Here is a 16,768-nt window from a genome sequence, read left to right as displayed (position 1 = left end):
GGAGGCCACGGCGGTTCCCGCACCCCGGCGTGGCCGACCGGACTGCGACAGGATGGTGAAGGTGCGTTTCCATGCCGATCTGCACATCCACTCGAAACACGCCCGGGCCTGCAGCAAGGACAGCGACCTGACGCACCTGACGTGGTGGGCGCGGCGCAAGGGCATCACGCTCATGGGCACCGGTGACTTCACCCATCCGGTGTGGTTCGCCGAGTTGCGCGAGAACCTGGTGCCCGCGGAGCCCGGACTGTTCCGGCTCCGCGACGACCTGGACGGGGAGATCTCCCGCACGCTCCCGCCCAGCGTCGCGTCCGCGCCGGTGCGGTTCATGCTCTCGGTGGAGGTCTCCACGGTCTACGCCCGCGGCGGGCGCACCCGGAAGATCCACCACCTGCTGTACGCGCCGGACTTCGACGTGGCCGGGACGCTCAACCGCGAGCTCGCCCGGTTCGGCAACCTGGACGAGGACGGACGGCCGACCCTCCGGCTGGACGCCCGCGACCTGCTGGAGATCACCCTCGGCGGCGGCGAGGGCGCCTACCTGGTGCCCGCCCACATCTGGACGCCGTGGTTCGGGGTGCTCGGGTCCAAGGCGGGGTTCGACTCGATCGAGGAGTGCTACGGCGACCTGTCCGGCCAGATCTTCGCGCTGGAGACCGGACTCTCCAGCGATCCGGCCATGAACTGGCGGGTCTCCGGCCTCGACCGCTACCGGATGGTCAGCTACTCCGACGCGCACTCGCCGCCGATGCTCGGCCGGGAGACCACGGTGTTCGAGACCGGCCTGGACTACTTCGCGGTCCTGGAGGCGCTGCGGACCGGCGAGGGGCACGCGGGATCGGTCGAGTTCTTCCCCGAGGAGGGCAAGTACCACGTCGACGGGCACCGCAAGTGCGGGGTCCGGCTGGAGCCCCGGCAGACACGGGAACGCGGCGGGATCTGCCCCGTGTGCGGCAGGAAGCTCACGGTCGGCGTGCTGAGCCGGGTCGAGGATCTGGCCGACCGCCCGGACGGCGCCCGTCCGGCCGGAGCCGCCGGCTTCCACAGCGCCGTCCCGCTCCCGGAGATCGTGGGGGAGATCCTCGGCGTGGGGCCGAAGAGCAAGAAGGTCGTGGCGGAGGTCGACCGGCTCACCACCGCCCTCGGCCCCGAGCTGACGATCCTGGAGGATCTGACGCCGGGCGAGATCGCGGCCCACTCGCCGCCGCTCGCCGAGGCCGTCGCCCGGCTGCGCCGTTGCGAGGTGATCCGGGAGCCCGGCTACGACGGTGTGTTCGGCACGATCCGGCTCTTCAAGCCCGGCGAGCCGGGACCGGTGAGCGCGGGTTCTCCCCCGACCCTGTTCTGACCGGTCTCCGGAACCGGCGGGGAGACCACCAGTTCGCCCGGCCGGCCAGGCGCATGACCGCGGGGACGAGCAGCCCGCGGATCAGCGTGCAGTCGAGGAGTACGGCCAGCGCCAGGCCCACCCCGACCATCTTGAGCAGGACGAGGCTGGAGGTCGCCAGGGAGGCCATCACCACGGCGAAGATCACCGCTGCCGAGGTGAACAGGCGCCCGGTGCGCTCCATCCCCAGGGCCACCGCCGTGACGGTGTCCCCGGTGCGGCGGTACTCCTCGGTGATCCTGGAGAGCAGGAAGATCTCGTAGTCCATGGACAGCCCGAAGGCGATGCAGAACATCAGGGCGGGCACCAGGGCGTCGATCGTGCCCGACACGGTGAAGCTTCCCACCAGGGCGCGCAGGTGCCCTTCCTGGAAGACGTGGACCAGCACGCCGAACGTCGCGCCCAGGCTGAGCGCGTTCATCAGCAGGGCCTTCACCGCCAGGACCACGCTGCCGGTCAGCCCGGCGACCAGCACGAAGGTCGCCAGGGCGACCAGGGAGAGGCCCAGCGGCAGGGTGTCCGCGACGGCCTGCCGGATGTCGGCCAGCTGGGCTCCGGGGCCGCCCACCGCCGCCTCCCCGGGGGCGGGGACGGCGCGCAGGTCGCGGGCCAGGTCGCTGTTCTCCACCGCGTAGGGCTCGTACGCCGTGGAGACCGCCAGCCAGGTCCCGGCCGGGCCGGTGAACCGCTCCGGCGGGCCGGGGGGCAGTCCGGAGAACCTCCCGTCGAGGTAGGAGCCGGTGACCGTGTCCACCCGGAGGACCCCGTCCAGCGCCGACAGGCTCCGCGCGTAGGCGTCCAGCCGGGCGTGCGCCGCGCCCGCGCCCCCCGCCTCGCCGTCGGACCCGGTCGTGCCTCCCACCCCGTCGCCGGACCCGGTCGTGTCACCGCTCGTCACCCGGAGCCCGGGCAGCACCACTCTGGTGGCCGAGACGCTGTCGCGGGCGTCGAAGTCCCGGCGCAGTTCCTCGGTCGCCCGCGCGGCGGGGGCGTCCGGCGGGAGCAGCCGGTCGTCGAAGAGCCCGAAGCGGGCGTCGAGGAAGGGGGCCCCGAGAAGGGCCAGCAGCGCGACGGTGGGGACGGCCACGGCAAGCGGGCGGCGCATCACGGCCGTGGCCAGGCGGAACCACCCGCCGCCCGTCCCCCGCTCCCGCCCGGCCCGCCACGGCCCCGGCACGGCGAGGCTGTCGACGCGCCGGCCGAGCACGGTGAGCGCCGCCGGCAGCACCACCAGGCTCCCGGCCGCGGCCAGCAGGGTCACCGCGATGCCGCCGAGGGCGACCGAGCGGAACATCATGAACGGGAAGAGCAGGAGGGCGGCCAGCGACATCGTCACCGTGAGCGCGGAGAACGCCATGGCCCGGCCGGTGGTGCGCATGGTGACCCGGACCGCGTCCGCGGCCTCGCGCCCGGCGGCCAGTTCCTCGCGGAAGCGGGTGACGATGAACAGGCTGAAGTCCACCGCGAGGGCGAACCCGAGGGCGCTGGCGATGCTCATCGCGAAGGCAGAGATCTCGGTCAACTCGGTGAGCAGGCGCAGCACCGCCATGGTCCCGGTCACCGCGAACACGCCGACGAGGATCGGCAGCGCGGCGGCGGTGAGGCTGCCGAAGACCAGCAGGAGGATGGCGAAGGTCAGCGGGACGGTGATGAACTCCACCGTACGGAGATCCCGCTCGCTCCGGCTCCGCGCCTCGGCCTTGACCTGTGTCTCCCCCGTCAGGACGACCGTCAGCGGCCCGTGCGCACCGGCCAGGACGGGCGCCAGGCGGTCCGCCGTGCCGGTCCGCTCCCTGTGGTCGCCGCGCAGCCGGGCCAGGATGAGCGCGCCCCGGCCGTCCCGGCTGCGCAGGGTGGGCGAGCGGGTGTCCCAGTAGGAGATGACGTCGATGACGCCGGGATCGCGGGTGAGCCGCGCCGTCACGCCCCTCCCGGCCGCCGCGACGTCGGCGCGGTCCACCGGCCCCGGGCCCCGGGCGATCAGGACGAGGTGCGGCACGCCCGTCCCGAACCCCTCCGCCAGCAGCCTCTCCGCGCGCTCCGCCTCCGCGCCGGATGCCGTCTCGCCGCCGAAGGTCAGCCGGTCGTGCACGTCGTGACCGGCGAGGACGGCCAGCGCGATGGAGAGGGCGGTGAGCCACAGGATCAGACGGCGGCGCCGTACGACACGGCCCGGCCCCGGGGGACCGGACGCCCGCCCCGACGGGTCCGCGGGCGGTTCGAGCGTGGTCCCCGGATGGCTGTGGAGCACCCGTCCTCCTTCGCGAGCGGTCGAAGACCGCCGCCGGCCTCCGGCCGCCACCCTCCGTCACTACGCGATCATTCGATCACCGACTGTAACAACGGGAGGCGGCCTCTCCGGGAGACGAGAACGAGCCGTGGCCGAGGCTGGATCATCCCTTGACCGCGCCCGGGGTCACCCCGTGACCTCACCCGGGCTCACCCCTTGACCGCACCAGAGATCATGCCGGCGCCGACCCTGCGCTGCAGGAACAGGAAGAGCACCAGCACCGGCAGGGCGAACAGGGTGGCGGCGGCCATGGTGGCGCCCCAGTCGGTGCCGAACACGTCGCGGAAGGACGACAACCACACCGGGAGCGTCCGCTTGTCCTGGTCCTTGATGATGAGCACGTTGACGAACGCGAACTCGTTCCAGGCGGTGATGAACCCGAACAGCGAGGTGGCCATCAGGCCGGGGGCGAGCAGCGGGAAGATCACCCTGCGGAAGGCGGCGAACCGGGTGCAGCCGTCGACCAGGGCCGCCTCCTCCACCTCGGCCGGGACGGCGGCGAGGAACCCGCGGAGGGTCACGATCGTGAACGGCAGCGTGACCATGAAGTAGACGCCGGTGAGCATGGCCAGCGAGTCGAGGAGCTCGGCGTCCCTGGCGATGACGAACATCGGAACGAGCAGCGCCTCCCAGGGTGCCATCTGCGCGGCGAAGACCATGACGATGAAGGGACCCCTGCCCCGCCAGCGCATCCGGGCCACGGCGAACGCCGACAGCAGCGCCACCACCAGGGCCAGCAGGACGGCGGCGCCGGTGACGGCCAGGCTGTTGCGCCAGAACGTCCAGAACCCGTCGGCGCCCACGGCCGTGGCGAAGTGCTCCAGCGTCGGATGCGCGGGCCACAGGCCGGGCGTCTCGCTCTGGATCTCCGCGGTCGGTTTGAAGGCGGTGGCGAACATCCAGTAGACCGGGAAGATCATCACGGCGAGCACCGCCGCCGCCGCGACGTTGAGAACGACCCTGCGCGGCCTCACGACTCGGCCCCTTCCTGTCTGAGCATCCGCCGCAGGTTGCCGACCAGCGCGACGGCGAGGATGACGACGGTGAGCATCGCCACGGCCGAGCCGAGGTCGTAGCGGTGCAGCACCCTGGCGATCTTGAAGGCGTAGACCGGCAGCGTGGTCGTCGCGTCGTCGGGCCCGCCCTGGCTGAGCACCCAGATCTGCGGGAAGCACTTGAAGACCCAGATGATCTCCAGCGAGGTGACGAGCGCGAACAGCGGGCGCAGGATCGGGAAGGTCACCTTGGTGAAGACCTGCCGTCCGGTGCCGCCGTCGATCCGGGCCGACTCGTACAGCTCGGCCGGGATCGTGGTCAGGCCCGCGTAGAGGGTGAGCGCGGCGAACGGCACCGACTGCCAGACCACGAGGACCACCAGCACGCCGAACATCGCCGTGCCGTCCGCGAACCAGGAGTATCCCCGGAAGGAGTCGAAGCCCAGGCTCGTCAACGCCCAGTTGACGACGCCGAGCTCGGACTGGAACAACCACTGGAAGATCGTTGTGGCCGCGATGACCGGCGTGGCCCACACGAGGGCGAGGACGCTCATCAGGGCGACGCGCATGCGCCTGCCCAGCCGGAGCAGCATGAGGGCGACGGCGGTCGAGATCCCCATGATGAGCACCACGTTGATCCCGGTCCAGGCGAACGTGCGCGCCACCACCGCCCAGAACTCCTCGGCGGCCAGCAGTTCGCGGTAGTTGTCCAGGCCGATGAACGCCGCGCCGCCCCTGACCAGCTCGCCCATCCGGAAGCGCTGGAAGGAGATCACCGCGGCGCGCAGCATCGGGTAGAGGAGCAGCAGGACGCCTCCGGCCACGGCCGGGGCGATGAGCAGGTAGGGCCACAGGCGCCGCGGGCCCCGGGGGTCCCCGGGGCGGCGGGGCGCGCGGCCGGGGAGCCTCGGCGCCCGCCGCTCTCGCGGCGGGGCCGGGGTCTGGGCGACCGCCATCACGCTAGGACCCGCTGTTGAGGGTCTCGGTGATGATCTCGCTGGCCTTGCGGGCCTCGGCCGCGGGGTCCTTCCCGGTGAGCACCGCGGTCATGTACTGCTTGATCACCGTCGTCGCCTCCACCGCCGCCCAGTTGGGCGTGTTGGGGGTGGCCCTGCCGTTGGAGGCGCCCTTCGCCATGGCGGCGGTGCCCTCGTCGGCGTCGAGCACGTGCGCCAGCGACGTCCTGTTCGGCACGAAGTTCATCGCCTTGGCCAGGTCGGTCTGGAATTTCTCGCCCGCCAGGGCCTTGACCACCTCGTAGGCGGCGTCGTGGTTCTTCGACGCCTCCGGGATGATCAGGTCGGAGCCGCCGGTGAACACCGCGCCGGGCTTGTCGGCCGTCTTCCCGGGGATCGGGAAGAAGCCGATCTTGCCCTTCATGTCCGGCTCGACCTCCAGCACCCGGGCCGCGCCGCCCGGCACGTTGATCATCTGGGCGACCTTGCCCTGGGCGAAGACCTCGTGCTGCGGCGGGTTGGCCTCGTCGGCGTCCTTCGGCCCCTTGCCGAGCGCCTGGAGCCGCTTGTAGAAGTCCATCCCGGCCATCGCCTGCGGGGTGTCGAGGGCGCCCTTCCACCTGTCGCCCTCCTTGACGGCGAAGTCGCCGCCCTCGTCCCAGATGAACCCGGCGAGCGCGTACCAGGTCTGACCGGTGAGGTAGATGCCCTGGTTGCCGCCTTTGTTGAGCCTGGCGGTGATCTCCAGCCATTCGTCGCGGGTCGTGGGCGGGGCCGTGATCCCGGCCTCGGCGAACAGGTCCTTGTTGTAGACGACGACCCGGTTGGCGGCGTACCAGGGGATGCCGTACTGCCTGCCGTCGATGTTGCCGGGCTGGGCCAGGCCGGGGATCCAGTCGGCGCCGCCGAGATCGGCGACCTTGTCGGTGAGGTCCCTGACGCCGCCGCTGGCGGCGTACTGGGCGACCTGGGTGTTGCCGACCTCGATCACGTCGGGGGCGTCCGTGCTGGCCAGGGCGGCGGTGACGCGCTCGCCGATGCCGTCCCAGGCCTGGATCTGGATGTCGAGGTCGACGTTCGGGCGGGCGGCCTCGTAGTCGGTCTCGAACTGCTTGATCAGCTCGTCGGTGACGCTCCCGTCCATGATCCAGACGGTGAGCTTGGCCGGTGCGCCGCTCGCGGCGCCGGTGGCGGGCGCGCCGCCGGAACCGGAGCCGGAGTCCGCGCCGGAGCCGCAGGCGCCGGCACCTGCGGCCAGGGCCAGTACGGCCGAGGCGGCCAGGAGGCGGTTTCTCATGGTGCCTTCTCTTTTCGGGGGATCATCGGGGGGTGGCCGCGCCGGGGCTCAGGAGCCGGGGACGGTGTCGACGAACGACGTCGAGGCCGCGCGGAACGCGCCGACCCGGTTCAGCACCTCGGCGGGCGCGACGACCTCGTTCCTGCTGTGGTAGACCCAGTCGACCTGCTGCCGGTAGGTACGCGGGGCGGAGCCGCCCTGGAGGTCGATGAACCACTGGTTGAACATGATCCACATGGGGGTCTCGGGGTAGTAGATGTCACCGTGGTCGGCGAAGAGACGCCCGTCGACGTAGTACTTGATCCGGCCGCCGGAGACCTGGATGACCAGGTCGTGCCAGCCGGCGAAGCTCGTGCGCTCCTCGGTGTGGGTGTTGACGGCCTGCCAGGGGTCGGCCTGGTAGGTCTCCCAGCTGGTGGCGTAGAGGATGTTCGCGGGCTCGCCCCAGCCGCCGTTGGGCAGGTACTCGAAGTCCAGCTCGCCGTAGTCCGGGTCCATGTTCTGCCGGAGCGGCGTGATGGTGAAGAACGTCTGCACCACGTGCTCGCCGTCGGGGCCGGACAGCGGCGTGTCGCTGAACTTCACCCGGGCGGCGTAGGTGCCCTCGTGGAACTTGCGCGCGGTGGTCGACAGCTCGGCCTGGACGGTGCCCGCGGCGGTGCCGTCGGTGGAGGAGTCGAGCTGCAGGACCTGGCCGCCGTTCACCGACGGGAAGCCGACCGCGCCGGGGGACCAGGTCGCGCCCGGCACGCCGGGGCCGCCCGAGGCGGAGCGCACGGTCCAGCCGCGCTGCGCCAGCCGGGGGTCGGACGAGCCGGTGTAGGAGAAGTCGTCGAACAGCGTGCCCTGCCCGCCGGGGTTCCCGGTCGGGGTGACGGTGGGCGTGGGCGTCGGTGTGGGGTCCCCGCCCCCGCCGCCCGCGGGCGTGCCCCAGGCGAGCTGCCCGCCGACGTAGACGGCCACCTTGTCCCAGTCCGCGTAGGAGGTACGGCTCGCGCCGAAGGAGTAGTCGTCGGACTGGGTGAAGTTCTGCCAGTCGGCGCGGTGGAACCTCAGCTGCATGTCGCCGGTGTTCGCGCCGGGTGCCAGCGTCCCGGAGGTGAAGCCGACCTCCAGGTAGCGGTCGGCTCCCGGGGCGGGGCTCGCCAGCGGGACGAAGTGCCCGGTCACGGTGGAGCAGCTCACCACGGCCCACGAGCAGGCGAAGCGGTAGGAGGTCTCGCCCGTGAAGTAGTAGCGGATCTTCACCTGGCTGAGCGGGACGGGCGCGGTCCCGTCGTTGACGAGCCTGAACCACGGCTCGGCCTGGGCGGTGACGGCCCCGGTGGAACTGGTCCTGTACTGCAGGCGCAGCGCCTGGGCGGCCGAGGCCGGTGCGGCCAGGGCGACGGCCGCCAGGACGAGGGGGAGGGATAAGGCGAGGATGACCTTCAGGGGGTTTCTGGACATGGTGGATCTCCTTCTGAGCAGCCCCCGAGGTGTTCGATGGCACGGCGAGGAAGCCCTCGCCCGATGTCCGGCGCGTGCGCGGGGCCCTCCGCCGGGTTCCCCGCGGGACGGAGCGGGCCTTCGCCGGTTTCCGTCAACCGCCCCGGCGGATGCGGCCCGCGTACCGGGCCTCCAGGGCGAGGTTGTGCGCGTCCCCCTCGGGGACGTTCGCCGACAGGTAGACCGGCGGCACCCGGCCGGCGGCGAGCAGTTCGGCGACGGCCCCGGTGACGACGAGCTGGGCGAGCAGGACCGAGGTGATCGTGGAGACCGCCGCCACGGCGCCGCCGCCGGGCAGCGGGAGCACCGCGTCGCCGTACGGCGCCCGGTTGTCGAGCACCACGTCGGCGAGGTCGCACAACCTGCGGCCCGAGGGGTGCCTGGCCGGCGCGGCGGAGCTGTGCGCGAGAGAGGTGATGGCGATCAGGTCGTGACCGCGCTCCTTCACCAGGGTGGCCAGTTCGACGACGACGCCGTTCACGCCGGAGCTGGAGACGATGACGAACAGGTCGCCGTCCGCGACGGGGGCGGCGTCGAGGATCCGGTGCGCGACCGCGGGGTCGCGTTCGAGGTCGTAGCGGCCGAGTTCGCTCCGGTCGGCTCCGCCGTACAGGACGATGTCCCGCAGCGCGAGCCGGTTGGTGGGCACCAGGCCGCCCGCGCGGCCGGCGATCTCCATGGCGACCGCCTCGGAGTGGCCCGAGCCGAACGCCTGGATGACGCCCCCGCCGTCCAGCGCCCCGGCGACCAGGGCGGCGGCGGCCTTGATGGGTCCCGCCTGCTCGACGGGGATGGACCGGACGAGGTCCGCGATGTGCCGGACGTACACGTCGGGGTCCGGGAAGTCCGGCACCGCCGGGTTCTGGGCCGACGGTCCGGGATCCGGCGGATCCGGGTCCGGAGGGGAGGTGCTCCCCCCTGCCACACCGGTTCCCGTGGTCATGCGCCCTCCTCTGCCGGCCGCGTGACCACGGTGCTGCGTCTGCCGACGACCTCGGCGAGATCGGTCATGTGTCTCCTTCCGGGAGCCGGTGCCCGGTCACCGCGCGGACGGTCAGGTCGAACGCCTTCCGGGTGCGTTCGTAGGTGCGCTGCGCGACCGAGACGTAGATCACGTCGAGGACGAGCAGCTGGGAGTGGATCGCGGCGAAGCCCTCGGCGCGGAAGGTCGTCTCCCTGCTGGACGTGGTGACCACCAGCTCGGCCACCTCGGCGAGCGGTGACCTCGGGTGGGAGGTGACCGCCACGGTGATCGCCCCGTGGCTGCCCGCCTCGGCGAGCACCTCGATGGCCTCGCGGGTCCTGCCGCTGTGCGAGATCCCGATCGCCACGTCGCCCTGGCCGAGCAGCGCGGCGTCGGTGAGCGCGCTGTGCGCGTCGGACCTGCACCAGGTGGGGATGCGGATGCGCTGCAGGCGGTACTCCATCTCGCTGGCCACCGCCCCGCTGCTGGAGACCCCGAACAGCAGCACCCGGCCGGCCTGGGCGATCGCTCCCGCGACCTTCTCCACGGTGGCCAGGTCGAGCTGTGACGCGGTCTCCTGGATCAGCCGGATGTCGTTGCCCGACACCACGCTCAGCACCCGGTCGAGCCCGTCATCGGGCAGGATCTCCTGCCCGATGTCGGTCTCCCAGGGCTGCTGCGCGACCCGGCCGGTCTCGGTGGCGAGGGCGACGCGCAGCTCGGCGTAGCCGCCGAAGCCGAGCGCGCGGCAGAGGCGGGTGATCGTGGCGGTCGAGGTGCCGCTCCGCTCGGCCAGGTCGACGATCGTCGACCGCGCGGCCTCCGCCGGATCGGCGAGGATCACCTCGGCCACCTTCCGCAGCGCCTCGGGCATCTCGGCCTGCTCGGCCCTGATCCTGCTCAGGAGCTCCACCGTCGTCCCCTCCCTCGTGATGGTGAAAATTATGCTCAGACTCTCCCGCGGTCAAGGCTTTTGGTGAATAATTTTTGTCATGACCGTGGTACTCGGCGTGGACGCCGGTGGGACATCATCTCGTGCGGTGGCCGTCACGACCGCGGGAGCCGTGGCGGGCCGGGGCCGGGCGGGCGGGGGCAACCCCATGGCGCTCGGCGCCCCCCGGGCGTTCGCCAACCTCGCCCTCGCCGTACGCGAGGCCCTGACGTCAGTGGATCCGGCCGAGGTCACGGCGGTGACCGTCGGGCTCGCCGGCCTGGGGATGCTGCACGATCCGGCCGTGCACACGGCCTTCGAGGAGGCCCTGCGCGGTTGCGGGCTGGCGGTCGCCCCCCGTGCGGTCGGCGACGCCGCGGCGGCCTTCGCGGCGGGTACGGCCATGCCGTCCGGGACGGTGCTGATCTCCGGCACCGGGGCCATCGCGGCGAAAATTATTGACCGCCGGCCGGTGGCGCTGGCCGACGGGTACGGCTGGCTGCTCGGCGACGAGGGTTCCGCCTTCTGGCTCGGCCGGGCGGCGGCACGCCTCGCCGTCAGGCAGTCGGCGGGAGAGCCGGGGCCGCTGAGCCGGGCGGTGGTGCGCCACCTGCTCGCCCCGGCCACCGGGACGGCCGGGGCCGCGGACCGGGAGACGCCCGGGACCGCGGACCGGGAGACGGCCGTTCCGGTCGTCCCCGGAAGGGAGACGGCCGACCTGCTCGCCACCGCGGTTCAGGCCCGGCCGCCGATCGCGCTGGCCGAACTGGCCCCGCTGGTGAGCGAGGCCGCCGCCGCCGGAGACCCGGATGCCGAGGCCATCGTGGCCGAGGCCGCCGCCCGGCTCGCCGCGACCGTGTCCCGGGTCCGCGAACCCGGTGACCGCACCCCCATCGTGCTGGCCGGAAGCGTGCTGACGAGTGAGGGGCCCGTGCGCCGTGCCGTACAGGACCTCCTCCGGCGGCGGTGGGAGGAGGCACCGGTCACCGTCGCGGGAGACGGCGCCGGGGCCGCCGCGTGGCTGGCGGTCAGGCTCCTCCTCGACCCGCGGGAGGCGGCCGGACTCCATCACCGCTTCGTCCATCCGGCATGACCGGCACCGGACGGCATGACCGGCACCGGACCTCGCGGCCTGGTGAACCCGCGTCAGCCCGCCGCGCCCGGTCCCGGCGGCATCGCCAGGGACCGCGCCTCCTCGGGGGTCAGCGCGGCACCGCGTTGCGACTCGGCGGCGAACCGGTCGTCGCCCAGGACGTCCCGGACCCGCGCGGTGATCCGGTCGACGTCACCGCGTTCGGCGGAGGAGATCGGTATGGAGCTCGACGCGCGGATCGCGGCCGCCGCGCCCAGAAGCCGGGCGGCGCGGTCGTGGTGCCCGGCCAGGCTCAGGGCCCCGGCCAGCCCGTCCAGGGTGATCGGCATGTCCCGGGAGGCGTCCATCTTCGCCACCAGGTCAAGGGCCTCCAGGTGCAGGCCGAGAGCCGCCGCGGCGTCGCCGCGCCCCTCGGCTGCGAAACCGAGCTCGGTCATGATCATTGGCAGGTACGGGGGCGGGGTCCCTCCCGCGTCGTCCTGCGGGGTCCGCTCCAGGATCTCGCGCAGGTGAGCCTCTGCGCGGTCGAGCCCGTCGTCCCTGCGGGCGGCGAAGGCGAGCCCCATCAGGGCGAAGATCCGCCCGGACTGGTGTCCCTGCTCGGTGAAGAGCCGCAGCGCCCGCTCACACAGCTCCATGGCCTCCGCGTAGGCACCGCGCTGCAGGGCGGTCCAGCCGAGCCAGCCCAGCTGCCCGGCGACCTCCGTCCACAGCCCGAGTTCCTCGGCCAGGCGCAGCCCGTCCCGCTGGAGCCGCTCGGCCCGCTCCAGGTCACCGGTCATCTCGGCCAGCCCGCCGAGCCAGCCCGTGGCCTCCAACCGGCCCCAGCGGTCGCCCAGCTCACCGAAGAGCTCCGCGCTGCGCTCGCCGTCCCGCCGCATCACCTCCAGGTCACCGCGGACGTGCGCGAGCTTCGCCCGGGCGGCGAGGGCGGCGGCCGTGCCCCACCGGTCGCCGAGCCGCTCGAAGACCGGCAGCGCCCGGTCCAGCAGCTCACCGGCCACCGCGAGATCGCCCAGATCGATCCCGGTGTAAGCGAGAAACCACTCGGCCCTGGCCCGCCCGCCCGGATCGTCGGCGACGTCCTCGTAGCGGTCCATGACCGCCCGGCGGCGCTCCTCCCAGCCGGCGGCGTCCCCGCGGAGGGACGCGATCCCGGTGTCCCAGGCCAGCGCCCTGGCCAGGAGCGCGGGGGAGGGACCGGCCTCCGGGGTTCCCGGGTGGGACGCCGGCGGCCGGGTGACGGCACCGGGGACCCCGGCCGCGGTCAGGGCCACCGCGAAGGAGCGGCGGGCCTCGCCCAGCCGCCCGCGCAGGAACCAGTACCAGGCCAGGGCGTTGACCAGGCGCAGCGCACCGTCCGCGTCCCCGTCCCCGGCCGCGGCGGTGAGCGCGGCGCGCAGGTTGGCGGCCTCCGCGTCGAGCCGGCACAACCACCGCCGCTGCTCGTGCCCGTACAACCGCGGCTCGGCCCGCTCGGCGAGATCGGTGTAGTAACGGCGGTGCCGCCGCCGTACCCGCTCGGACTCCCCCGCCTCCCGCATCCGGTCGGCGCAGTAGGCCGCCACCGACTCCAGCAGCCGGTACCGGGGCTCTCCGGTCCCGGCGGCCATGACCACCAGAGAGCGGTCCACCAGGCGGGTCAGCAGGTCCAGCACGTCCGCGGCCGGGAGATCGTCCCCGGCGCAGACGGCCTCGGCCGCCTCCAGAGTGCAGCCGTCGGCGTGTACGGCCAGGCGGCGCAGGACGACGCGCTCGGGATCGGTCAGCAGCTCCCAGCTCCAGTCGATCATCGCCATCAGGGTCCGCTGGCGCGGCGGGGCACCCCGGTAGCCGGTGGCCAGCAGCCGGAACCGGTCGTCCAGGCGGTCGACCAGGCCCTGCACGCCCAGCGCCCGCACCCGCGTCGCCGCCAGCTCCAGGGCCAGCGGGATGCCGTCCAGCCGGCGGCACAACACCGCGACCGCCGGGGCGGTGTCCGCGTCGAGGGTGAACCCCCGGTCCGCGGCGGACGCCCGCGCCACGAACAACCGGACCGAGCCGACCCGGGCCAGCTCGGCGAGATCGTCGTGATCGGGATGGTCGTGGGACGCGGGGAGTCCGGCGGCCCGGTCGGGGACCTCCAGCGGCGGGACGTTCCAGACCACCTCTCCGGGCAGGGCGAGGGGTTCCTGGCTGGTCGCCAGGAGGCGCACCCCCGGGGCGGTCCGGAGCAGCAGCTCCGCCAGCTCGGCGACCGGCTCCACCACGTGCTCGCAGTTGTCCAGCACCAGGAGCAGCCGCCGGGAGCGCAGCGCCTCGGCGAGCCGGTCCGCGGCGGTCGCCGGCGCCCCCGGTTCGGCGGGGCCCGCGCCGTCCCGGACGCCCAGCACCACCATGACCGCCTCGGCCACCCTCGCCACCGCGTCCCGGTCGGCGGGCCGGTCGAGCGCGGCCAGTTCCACCAGCCACACCCCGTCGGGGAGGGGAGCGGCCCGGTCGGCGGGATCGCCGTGGACCGCCGCGTGGCCGCAGGACGCCTGTGAGCCGGGGGAGAAATCGGTGGAGAAGCCGGTGGAGGGACCGGTGGAGGGACCGGCGGAGCGTTCGACCAGGCGGTGGGCCGTCTCCAGGGCCAGCCGGGTCTTGCCCACCCCACCGGGGCCGGTGAGCGTCACCAGCCGGTCCGTCTCCAGCCGGGCGATGATCTCGGTGACCGCGTCCTCCCGGCCGATCAGGCCGGCGACCGGCGCGGGCAGGTTCGTGGCGGGTCTCGCCGCTCCCGTCCCCGAGAAACCCGGCGCCACCGGCCCCGCCGCGGAGGGGCCCGGCACGGGTGCCCCCGCCGCGGAGGAACCCGGCGCCGCCGATCCCGCCACCGATCCCGCCGCCGAAGAGTCCGGTACGGGCGTCCCCGCCCCGGAGCTGCCGGGTACGGCGGACGCGGCCAGTGCCGGGTCCTGGGTCAGGATCGCCCGCTGCAGGGCCACCAGCTCAGGACCCGGATCCAGCCCCAGCTCGTCGGCGAGCAGGGTCCGCAGCTCCTCGTAGCTGTTCAGCGCCTCGCTCTGCCGTCCCGCGCGGTAGAGCGCGCGCATGTGCGCGGCGCGCAGCCTCTCCCGGAGGGGATGCTCCGCCAGCGTCTCGCCGAGGTCCGCGGCCAGCGAGGCGTGCTCGCCCAGTGCCAGCCGTACCTCCGCCCAGTCCTCCTGCGCCGCCAGCCTCTGCTCCGCCAGGCGGGTGGCGGCGGCCCTGGTGAACGCCTCGTCGGCGAAGTCGGCGAACGCCGGTCCCCGCCACACCGCCAGGGCCTCGGCCAGCAGCGCCGCCCTGGTCCCGGGATCACCGGCCCGGCCCGCCTCGGCGATCAGGGAGTGGAACCGGTCGGCGTCGGTGACGGCCTTGAGCGAGTATCCCGCCGGATGGTGGGCGACCAGTTCCCTGCCGCCGGGCTCGGCGTCCTCCAGCACCCGGCGCAGTTGGGAGACCTTGGCCGACAGCGCGCCCGGCGGGTTGCCGGGGAGGTCGTCCCCCCACAGGTCGTCGATCAACCGGTCGGCGGGCACCGGCCGCCCCTCGTGCACGAGGAGGTCGGCCAGCAGGGCACGGACCTTCAACCCGGGGACCGGGACCGGCTCGCCGCCGTCCGTCCACACCGCCAGCGGCCCCAGCACCCCAAAACGCATGAAAGCCACGATAACCACACGCCGCCCCGGTTCACCGGTGTTTACCGCCTGTCCGGCGGGAGCCGTAAGGCGATCGGAAACAAGCCGTAAAGGGCCCCCGGCACAGTAGGACACGTCGAACCGGAGACGAGCGCGAAGGAGGCGAGAGATGAGGCGGACGCAGACGGCGGAGAACGACCGGTTGCGCCTGGCGGTCATCATCGGCAGCACCCGCAACGGCCGGTTCGGTCCCACCGTGGCCGGCTGGTTCACCGCCCGGGCCCGCAGACGCGGGGACCTGGACGTCGACCTGATCGACCTGGCCGAGACCGGCCTGCCGCAGACCCTCATCGACCAGGACGACCCCGTCCCCGCACGGGTTCTGGCGCTGGCGGCGCGACTGGCCGCCGCCGACGCCTTCGTGGTGGTCACCCCCGAGTACAACCGGAGCTTCCCGGCCCCGCTCAAGACCGCCATCGACTGGTACTGCGAGGAGTGGCGGGCCAAACCCGTCGCCTTCGTCGCCTACGGCCGGGAGTCCGGCGGCCTGCACGCCGTCGGCCAGCTGTGCCAGATCTTCACCGAGCTGGACGCCGTCACCATCCGCGACGCCGTCCTCCTGCCCCGCTACTGGGAACTGTTCGCCGCCGACGGCACCTGGCCCAAGGCCACCGCGGACTGCAACACCGCCGTCGCGGCCACGCTGGACCGGCTGTCGTGGTGGGCCCGCGCGCTACGGGACGCCCGGGCCAGGCACGCCTATCCCGTATAAGTCACCTCTCCCCACCACATCTCGCCGTGTGAGATCTTGCTCCAGCAAGATCTTTCCGATGACGCGATCCACCCCCTACGGAGGAAACCATGAGGAAGATCATCTGCTCGACGTACGCCACCCTCGACGGCTTCATCGACGACCCCCACCTGTGGTCGATGCAGTACAACAGCGGCGACGCCATGGCGTACGCGCTGAACCTCGCGCTCGGGGCCGACGCTCTGCTGCTGGGCCGCGTCACCTACGAGGGCATGGCGCAGGCCTGGCCCAACATGGGCGGCAACCCCTACGCCGACCACGTCAACAGCATCGCCAAGTACGCGGTCTCCTCGACCCTGGACAAGCCCGCCGACTGGAACAACTCGTCGATCATCCCGGGTGACGACCTCATCGCCGAGGTGACCCGGCTCAAGGAGCAGCCCGGCGAGGACATCCTCATCTGGGGATGCGGCCGGCTGACCGACGACCTCGCCAAGCACGGCCTGCTGGACGAGTACCGCATCTGGATCTACCCCGTCATCAAGGGCGAGGGCGAGCCCCTGTTCCGCAAGGAGAGCACCGGCTCCGTGGAGCTCGTCGACACGACGGCCTTCGAGTCGGGCGTCGTCGTCCTCACCTACCGGCCGCTGAACGCGGCTGCGGCCACGGACGGGGACACGGACAGCGAGAGCTGACCGGGAGCGAATCGCGAGTGAACGTCAGGCCGCGACACCGGGCGAGCTGAGGCCTCCGGCCAGCTCGACCCGGTTGCGGCCGGCTCGCTTGGCGGCGTACAGCGCCTCGTCGGCGGCATGCAGCAGTTCCTCCAAACCCTGCCCGATCTCCAGACCCTGTCCGGCCCCCAGAGTCTGCCCGGCTTCCAGGCTCTGCCCGGCGGTCCGGCAGGCCACCCCCGCGCTGAAGGTCACCGGCACCGGCCGCCCCCCGGCCCGCACCGGCTCGGCCGCCACC

13 protein-coding genes are annotated in these 16,768 nt (G+C 73.2%); 4 read left to right on the top strand and 9 right to left on the bottom strand.

Annotated elements, in window-relative coordinates; all coding sequences use genetic code 11:
- Positions 1-61: 61 nt before the first annotated feature.
- Positions 62-1,348 carry an endonuclease Q family protein gene (locus IEZ08_RS14040; RefSeq protein ID WP_189242275.1) on the top strand — a complete coding sequence of 429 codons (1,287 nt, stop codon included), beginning with the start codon at positions 62-64 and terminating at the stop codon, positions 1,346-1,348.
- On the opposite strand, the gene IEZ08_RS14035 is transcribed toward IEZ08_RS14040, so the two are convergent.
- From IEZ08_RS14035 to IEZ08_RS14005, 7 genes are all read right to left on the bottom strand, one after another.
- Positions 1,293-3,638, bottom strand: a complete 2,346-nt coding sequence (locus IEZ08_RS14035) for an MMPL family transporter (protein ID WP_176728637.1) — start codon at positions 3,636-3,638, stop codon at positions 1,293-1,295. The genes IEZ08_RS14040 and IEZ08_RS14035 overlap by 56 nt on opposite strands.
- A 188-nt stretch (positions 3,639-3,826) precedes the next feature.
- Positions 3,827-4,651: a carbohydrate ABC transporter permease gene (locus tag IEZ08_RS14030; RefSeq protein ID WP_068928028.1), complete on the bottom strand. Its 825-nt coding sequence runs from the start codon at positions 4,649-4,651 to the stop codon at positions 3,827-3,829.
- Positions 4,648-5,628, bottom strand: coding sequence for a carbohydrate ABC transporter permease (locus IEZ08_RS14025; RefSeq protein ID WP_189242274.1), 981 nt, complete (start codon positions 5,626-5,628; stop codon positions 4,648-4,650). The genes IEZ08_RS14030 and IEZ08_RS14025 overlap by 4 nt, the downstream gene beginning before the upstream one ends.
- 4 nt (positions 5,629-5,632) lie before the next feature.
- Entirely contained in the window at positions 5,633-6,925 is a 1,293-nt protein-coding gene (locus IEZ08_RS14020) for an extracellular solute-binding protein (protein ID WP_068928029.1), read from the bottom strand.
- 48 nt (positions 6,926-6,973) lie between these two features.
- The gene (locus tag IEZ08_RS14015; protein WP_189242273.1) at positions 6,974-8,374 is read right to left on the bottom strand and encodes a cellulose binding domain-containing protein; all 1,401 of its coding nucleotides are present in this window, start codon (positions 8,372-8,374) and stop codon (positions 6,974-6,976) included.
- Between the two features lie 133 nt (positions 8,375-8,507).
- Complete coding sequence (locus IEZ08_RS14010; protein ID WP_084780805.1) at positions 8,508-9,356, bottom strand: sugar isomerase domain-containing protein; 849 nt, start codon at positions 9,354-9,356, stop codon at positions 8,508-8,510.
- 64 nt (positions 9,357-9,420) lie between these two features.
- Positions 9,421-10,290: a MurR/RpiR family transcriptional regulator gene (locus tag IEZ08_RS14005; protein WP_229803097.1), complete on the bottom strand. Its 870-nt coding sequence runs from the start codon at positions 10,288-10,290 to the stop codon at positions 9,421-9,423.
- Between the two features lie 79 nt (positions 10,291-10,369).
- Between IEZ08_RS14005 and IEZ08_RS14000 the strand changes: the two genes are divergently transcribed.
- Positions 10,370-11,401 carry an N-acetylglucosamine kinase gene (locus IEZ08_RS14000; RefSeq protein ID WP_189242272.1) on the top strand — a complete coding sequence of 344 codons (1,032 nt, stop codon included), beginning with the start codon at positions 10,370-10,372 and terminating at the stop codon, positions 11,399-11,401.
- 53 nt (positions 11,402-11,454) lie between these two features.
- On the opposite strand, the gene IEZ08_RS13995 is transcribed toward IEZ08_RS14000, so the two are convergent.
- Positions 11,455-15,066 (bottom strand): AfsR/SARP family transcriptional regulator, encoded by a 3,612-nt coding sequence (locus tag IEZ08_RS13995; protein WP_189242271.1) that lies wholly within the window; start codon positions 15,064-15,066, stop codon positions 11,455-11,457.
- Positions 15,067-15,214: 148 nt separating this feature from the next.
- Between IEZ08_RS13995 and IEZ08_RS13990 the strand changes: the two genes are divergently transcribed.
- Both IEZ08_RS13990 and IEZ08_RS13985 read left to right on the top strand, forming a co-directional pair.
- Positions 15,215-15,817 (top strand): NADPH-dependent FMN reductase, encoded by a 603-nt coding sequence (locus IEZ08_RS13990; protein ID WP_068928033.1) that lies wholly within the window; start codon positions 15,215-15,217, stop codon positions 15,815-15,817.
- An 89-nt stretch (positions 15,818-15,906) separates the two neighbouring features.
- Entirely contained in the window at positions 15,907-16,491 is a 585-nt protein-coding gene (locus IEZ08_RS13985) for a dihydrofolate reductase family protein (RefSeq protein ID WP_068928034.1), read from the top strand.
- A gap of 24 nt (positions 16,492-16,515) precedes the next feature.
- On the opposite strand, the gene IEZ08_RS13980 is transcribed toward IEZ08_RS13985, so the two are convergent.
- A partial coding sequence (locus IEZ08_RS13980) for a GGDEF domain-containing protein (RefSeq protein ID WP_373294349.1) occupies positions 16,516-16,768 on the bottom strand: 253 nt, incomplete at its 5' end.

Origin of the sequence: Planobispora rosea (assembly GCF_014648175.1) — a bacterium.
Lineage (GTDB): Bacteria > Actinomycetota > Actinomycetes > Streptosporangiales > Streptosporangiaceae > Planobispora > Planobispora rosea.
This window is presented reverse-complemented; position numbering and strand designations above follow the sequence as displayed.

Coding starts and splice junctions, on each gene's coding strand:
- IEZ08_RS14025 (WP_189242274.1), bottom strand. CDS start 5,628: ATGGCGGTCGCCCAGACCCCGGCCCCGCCGCGAGAGCGGCGGGCGCCG.
- IEZ08_RS14020 (WP_068928029.1), bottom strand. CDS start 6,925: ATGAGAAACCGCCTCCTGGCCGCCTCGGCCGTACTGGCCCTGGCCGCA.
- IEZ08_RS14015 (WP_189242273.1), bottom strand. CDS start 8,374: ATGTCCAGAAACCCCCTGAAGGTCATCCTCGCCTTATCCCTCCCCCTC.
- IEZ08_RS14010 (WP_084780805.1), bottom strand. CDS start 9,356: ATGACCACGGGAACCGGTGTGGCAGGGGGGAGCACCTCCCCTCCGGAC.
- IEZ08_RS14000 (WP_189242272.1), top strand. CDS start 10,370: ATGACCGTGGTACTCGGCGTGGACGCCGGTGGGACATCATCTCGTGCG.
- IEZ08_RS13995 (WP_189242271.1), bottom strand. CDS start 15,066: ATGCGTTTTGGGGTGCTGGGGCCGCTGGCGGTGTGGACGGACGGCGGC.
- IEZ08_RS13990 (WP_068928033.1), top strand. CDS start 15,215: ATGAGGCGGACGCAGACGGCGGAGAACGACCGGTTGCGCCTGGCGGTC.
- IEZ08_RS13985 (WP_068928034.1), top strand. CDS start 15,907: ATGAGGAAGATCATCTGCTCGACGTACGCCACCCTCGACGGCTTCATC.